Below are 506 nucleotides of genomic sequence, written 5' to 3'. Positions count from 1 at the left end.
AAGTGAATAAAAAATGTGCTTGATATTGCGATCTAGATAAGCAAAATGGAGCGCAAAATGAGTTTTCATTTATGAAGGGATGCTTTTTTAGACTTGTTGTGAGGTGACTTATGAAACTGTTCCTATTACTCATGGCTTCTGTTTCTGCTGGTGTAGCATCTGCAGATCACATCCATTCATTTATGTTAGGTTTATCTATTGCTTCTCTGGCAGTGGGTAGCTGTTATTTCTTTGCATTCCGTAGCTCGCGTTTTCCGCAGTTAGCGCTGTTTTTATTGATTTGCGGCATGTTATCTAAACTGACTATTACGGTTGTAGGTGTTATGTGGGGTATGTCTGCGCAATTGATTACTTCACCAATCGTGTTTGCGTTGTCCTATCTTTTCTTTTCACTTGCTGTTACGTACTTGTGGTTCAGCTATCGTGAAAGCATCACGCAAATTCCAGAGCGATTTAAAGCAGCTTAATTTAGCGCTTTGATATCGACAAATATGAAAACGCCAGCG

At 39.5% G+C, this 506-nt stretch carries 1 protein-coding gene; it reads left to right on the top strand.

The features are described 5' to 3' along the window. Positions 1-110 precede the first annotated feature (110 nt). Entirely contained in the window at positions 111-467 is a 357-nt protein-coding gene (locus R8N47_RS28615; RefSeq protein WP_005454342.1) for a hypothetical protein, read from the top strand. Positions 468-506 lie beyond the last annotated feature (39 nt).

The sequence above is a fragment of the Vibrio sp. 2132-1 genome (assembly GCF_033344315.1).
The sequence above is the reverse complement of the archived record's forward strand: the minus strand, read 5'-3'. Positions and strand labels throughout refer to the sequence as shown.